This is a genomic window from Ruegeria sp. CDSB136 (assembly GCF_059610965.1).
Map to the genome: position 1 here is coordinate 1 of NZ_JBXWOP010000052.1, position 4922 is coordinate 4922.

The 4922-nt window shown below is 51.3% G+C and carries 6 protein-coding genes; 3 read left to right on the top strand and 3 right to left on the bottom strand.

Features of this window, described 5'->3' with window-relative positions; translation table 11 throughout:
* On the top strand, positions 1 to 229 hold a 229-nt coding region (locus AC2FIR_RS23950; RefSeq protein ID WP_496763481.1), incomplete at its 5' end, for a hypothetical protein.
* Between the two features lie 97 nt (positions 230 to 326).
* Here the strand turns inward: AC2FIR_RS23950 and AC2FIR_RS23955 are convergent.
* The 3 genes from AC2FIR_RS23955 to AC2FIR_RS23965 form a co-directional block, all read right to left on the bottom strand.
* A complete protein-coding gene (locus AC2FIR_RS23955; RefSeq protein ID WP_170678990.1) occupies positions 327 to 1286 on the bottom strand; it encodes a glutaminase in 960 nt (319 codons plus the stop codon).
* Positions 1264 to 2703, bottom strand: coding sequence for an alanine/glycine:cation symporter family protein (locus AC2FIR_RS23960; RefSeq protein ID WP_496763484.1), 1440 nt, complete (start codon positions 2701 to 2703; stop codon positions 1264 to 1266). The genes AC2FIR_RS23955 and AC2FIR_RS23960 overlap by 23 nt, the downstream gene beginning before the upstream one ends.
* Before the next feature lie 312 nt (positions 2704 to 3015).
* The gene (locus AC2FIR_RS23965; RefSeq protein WP_496748205.1) at positions 3016 to 3249 is read right to left on the bottom strand and encodes a hypothetical protein; all 234 of its coding nucleotides are present in this window, start codon (positions 3247 to 3249) and stop codon (positions 3016 to 3018) included.
* Here AC2FIR_RS23965 and AC2FIR_RS23970 point away from each other — a divergent pair.
* Both AC2FIR_RS23970 and AC2FIR_RS23975 read left to right on the top strand, forming a co-directional pair.
* Positions 3248 to 4270, top strand: coding sequence for a serine hydrolase domain-containing protein (locus AC2FIR_RS23970; protein ID WP_496748204.1), 1023 nt, complete (start codon positions 3248 to 3250; stop codon positions 4268 to 4270). The two genes, AC2FIR_RS23965 and AC2FIR_RS23970, sit on opposite strands and share 2 nt — an antisense overlap.
* A gap of 172 nt (positions 4271 to 4442) precedes the next feature.
* Positions 4443 to 4922: GFA family protein (locus tag AC2FIR_RS23975; protein WP_496763487.1), on the top strand; the 480-nt coding region annotated here is incomplete at its 3' end.

Consider the following 4922-nt stretch of genomic DNA (forward strand, 5'->3'; position numbering starts at 1 on the left):
CAACACCATGATTTATATCGGAAATAACACGATCACGACAGCGGAAACAGCGACTTACTTGGGGAATGTGGGTTTAGCCGAGGCACGTTTTGAAATTTGCCTGCCTTTAGTTACGCAATACCGCCACCGACAAATCCTAGCAGTACAAACGTGGCGTATATCGTTCCTAGGCGAGGACTGTGTAACCACCTTGCAGTATTTCTCTGCGAAAAGAACGTGGCAGAATTGAACTTGGAAATTGGGAGACAGGTTTCACTTCCCTGGTGTTCATTGTCGGTCATTGAAGCAAAATTCAATTCACTTGAACCCAGTTCACCCAACTTCGGTTACGCACTTGGTCCGAAGATAGACCACCCTGTCGCGCGGACCAACTCTTGAAATGCGATGGTTGCCAAATGAGAATTGCCCTTTGAGTCGAGCCCAGGGCTCCAGGCGACTACAGATGCGATACCAGGTACAATGCACAAGATGCCGCCGCCTACGCCGCTTTTCGCTGGAAGGCCAACACGGAAGGCGAACTCACCCGAAGCATCGTATGATCCACACATCATCATCAGTGCAGTAACTCTTCTTGCTCGTTGCGCCGACAATACTGCAGAGCCGTTGGCCGGATTTTGACCCGCTGCGGCAAGAAATCGACCTGCCAAAGCCAGCTGTTCACAAGACATGGCGATGCTACACTGGCGAAAGTACAGAGACAGAACATCCTCTACCGGCGCCTTAAGATTCCCTTCCGCCTGCATAAAATGGGCAAGCGCACGGTTTCTGGATCCAGTTCGCATCTCAGATTCCGCAACTGACGAATCGACCTCAATCGAGTCGTCCTCTGAAAGCTCTCGGCACAACTTCAATAGGTCGTTGATGGCCTCGTCAGAAGAGCGGTCTTCGAGCAGAACATCGGCCACTACGATCGCACCGGGGTTGATAAACGGGTTCCTTGGGATTCCGCGCTCGTGTTCTAGCTGAACGATGGAATTGAATGGATCGCCAGATGGTTCCCGGCCAACTCTTTGCCACAAAGTGGCGCCAACCCGTTGCAGCGCCACTGTAAGCGAGAACACTTTTGAGATGCTCTGAATCGAAAAGAGTTTGCCAGCATCTCCAGCGGACACTAACGCACCGTTGACGGGTGCAACGGCAATGCCGAATTGGTTCAGATCGACTGTGGCGAGTTCTGGAATATACTGCGCGACTTTCCCCCTGTCAGACATGCCGGCTATGCGATCTGCAATATCGTCCAAGACTTCCTGAAGCTTTTCGCCGTCAGTGTTTTTGAGTTTCGGCATGGATCTCCTCCGTCCAGACAGTGTGATCTACGCCTTTACCAAGCTCGGGAAATTTGCTGGCAACAAAGCGAGGCTCAAGGTTCTGCCGGCGTTGCGAGAAATAGTCTACCGTCAGTTTATAGACGGTGCCGGACAGCAGCAGTATCGCAACCAAATTGATGGTTGCCATTATTCCCATGGCCGCATCCGCGAAATTGAACACTGTGGCAACAGCTTGCACAGCGCCCCAGACAACCATTGCGAGACAGCCCAATCGCAGGACGTAAATTGGCAGCTTCCCTTCCAATTTTAGGAATGTCATCGCGTTTTCGGCATATGAGTAATTACCTAGGATGGATGTGAAACCAAAAAAGACGATAGCAACCGCGATAAAGTGGCGGCCGATTTCGCCAAGATGGACCGCCGCCGCGTCTTGAGTAAGTCGCATTCCGGTAGGCCCATCAATTTCGATTGCGCCTGATAGAAGTATTAGCAATGCAGTGGCCGTTGCGACCAAAATCGTATCCACGAAACACCCAAATGCCTGAACGAATCCTTGGCTGGAAGGGTGGTGAGGATCAGGTGTGGCGACTGCTGCAATGTTTGGTGCTGAACCCATGCCCGCTTCGTTTGAGAAAAGCCCCCGTTTGATGCCGTTAAGTGCTGCAGCCATGACACCTCCTGTCACGCCTCCGGCAGCTTCCTGAAGGCCAAATGCCCCGGCAACAATCGACCACAACATAGCGGGTACTTCGGAAATGTTCAGGATTACGACAACGCAGCCAAGCAAGAGGTACAGACCCGCCATAAGCGGTACGACAATCTCTGCAAACTTTGCGATGGTTCTTATTCCACCGAATATTACTACCGCTGCGGCTGCAGCAAGCGCTATGCCAACGACCAACTTGTTCAGCCCGAACGCGCCCTCGAAAGCCTCGGCAATCGAGTTGGATTGGACGGCGACAAAAACCAAACCAAAGCTGACTATCAGGCAGATCGAGAAAATGACTCCAGCCCAAGGCGCATTCAAGGCGTTGGCCATGTAGAACGCGGGACCTCCCCTGAACCTTCCGTTGGACGATGTGACTTTATAGAGTTGGGCCAAAGTACTTTCAGAATAAGCCGTGGCCATTCCAACCAATGCCACGATCCACATCCAAAAGATGGCGCCTGGACCTCCCAAGGTCAGGGCCACGGCTACGCCAGCCAGATTACCAGTACCGACACGTGAAGCCAGGCTCACTGTCAGGGCTTGAAAAGGAGTAATACCTCTTTTGTCCGTGCTCTTTGCAGAAGTGAGCACGCGCACCATTTCCCCAAAATGGAGAAACTGAAGTGCGCCAAGACGAATTGTAAAAAAGATACCGGTCGCAAGAAGTCCGTAAATCAATACGTAGTTCCAAAGAACCGTGTTTATGCCGTTAACAAATATTTCCATTGTGCGCCTCTTGAGAATTCAAACACTTCCCGGAAGGCAAAAATAGTGTGCCTGTTTTTCATCATGCACGAAGATGCGACAATTGTCAGGAATATGCTGCGCAGTCTCCCGGCGGTTGGCGCGGGGATCACTGAAATTAAGCCACAAACTTATAGCGACGTAGCCAGTGGGCAGTCCGCCTGGCAGTCGCTCAAACCAAGTGCAACGAACGGCCGCTTCGGGCCGGCGTGACAGATGCTGCGCGTCGTACCAATGTCTGCTTACTTGTAGGAGAAGGTGGAGGTCTTATTGCTAAGACCTCCACCAAAAAGTTTACGCGTTGAAGAACTCAGCCACGGCGTCAGTCGATGCTTTCACTGCCTCAGGCTTGTAATAGAAATCCACGTGGCTGAACTCATCAAAGGCCAGCTCTTTGTGCTCGTTGGTCAGCTTCTCGACGAATGCGGTCGAACAGACCGCGGTGAAGGCAGTCGAACTGTAGATTGTCAGCGAAGGCTGCACGATCTTGTCGGCATAGTGCTCGCCGATGGAGATCAGCGATTGCATGAGTATCGCCCATCCAGATGGCGAGAATGTCGGTCTCGATGACTTCCTAGAGCAAACTTACACAGATGCGTTTTTAGTTCTGAGGGGCGACACAATTGTCTTTGAAAGATATCTGAACGGAATGCATGCCGATCAACCGCATCAAATGATGTCGGTGACTAAGTCCTTTGCAGGTCTCTTTGGCTTGATGGCCGTCGATGCAGAGTTTGTTCAAGAAGACGCTCCTTTGAAAGAAATCATTCCGGAACTGGCACCCTCTGGAGCTTTTGGAGAAGCAACCTTTGGCCAAGCTCTGGATATGACTAATTCTATGGCATTTACGGAAGAATATGCTGACCCCAATTCCGGTATCCAACAGTATGGACGCGTTCTTGGCCTGCTTCCCTCCAACCCTGGAGAGGACTTGCCTGACAGCATTTATGGGTATTTGCCGACCCTGGACATTGATCCAGAACATGCGCATGGAGAAGTGTTTCACTACCAAACCCCCAAAACAGACGTGGTCAACTGGGTCACCAATCGTGTGACAGATCAGTCTTTCTTTGACCAACTCACAGAACTAATGGAGAAGGTCGGCGCTGAAGGTGAGACCTACGTTTTGCTTGATCAAAATGGCACCCTGTTTGCTGGCGGTGGACTGAATGCAACACCGCACAACTTGGCACGATTTGCTGCCATGATGCTGAATGATGGAATGGTGAAGGGCGAAGTCGTCGTACCTGAGGCCGTAATCGAAGCGTTGGAAACAGGGGGTGATAGAGACGCCTGGACGAATGGTCCCAATGTCAACGAAATGCCCGATGGAGAAGGTAGCTATCGTGCACAATGGTGGGTGCGTCACAACGAAGGCCGTGAAGCCTTCACCGCGCTCGGCATTCACGGTCAGTGGATTTACATTGATCGGGCTAACAACACGGCTTTCATCAGGCAAGCCTCACAACCTCAGTCGACAGGCGCGTTCTACGATGATTTCACATACGCGGCGATTGACGCAATCAACGATTACTTGGCGGAAGATTGAAGCTACAGGGGACAGTCCGCATCGCAGTCATTGAGTGGAATTGAGCGAACGTCTGCCTCGAGCCTTAAATTGACCTTGAGTTCCGATGTTTTTCTGCTGATGAAACGTCCAAAACATCCAACTAAAAACCCGCCTGCGTCCTATGTTCCCCGGAGGTTTAGAGGAAAATCGAATGGCGACGCGCGGGTATTGTCTGTGTAAAAAAACAAGCTGGGTCTACCACGGTGAACAAACATGGGCATGCTATTGCCACTGTGATGACTGCCGTCGGAATTGTGCGGCACCGGTGGTCGCTTGGTTCGGCGTGCCGATAGAGAACTTTGAATGGACCGGTGATAAACCTCACACTTATGAAAGTTGCAAAGGTGTTTTCAGGCACTTTTGCGGGAAGTGTGGGTCACCCATTGGATTTGAAGCCGATCACTATCCGGGTGGCATGCACCTCTACGCTGCGTCGCTCGAAAACCCGGAAAATTTTAAACCGACTTTTCACGTTAACAAGCAAAGCAAGTTGCCTTGGCTGCAAATGACGGATGATCTCGACGCGTTTGAAGGCACATTACTATATACCCCTATCCGTCGTCAGAGATTTTGGGACAGATGGCGCTCTGATCTAAGAGAGAGCGTGGCTCATCTGGTTGGATTGATTATG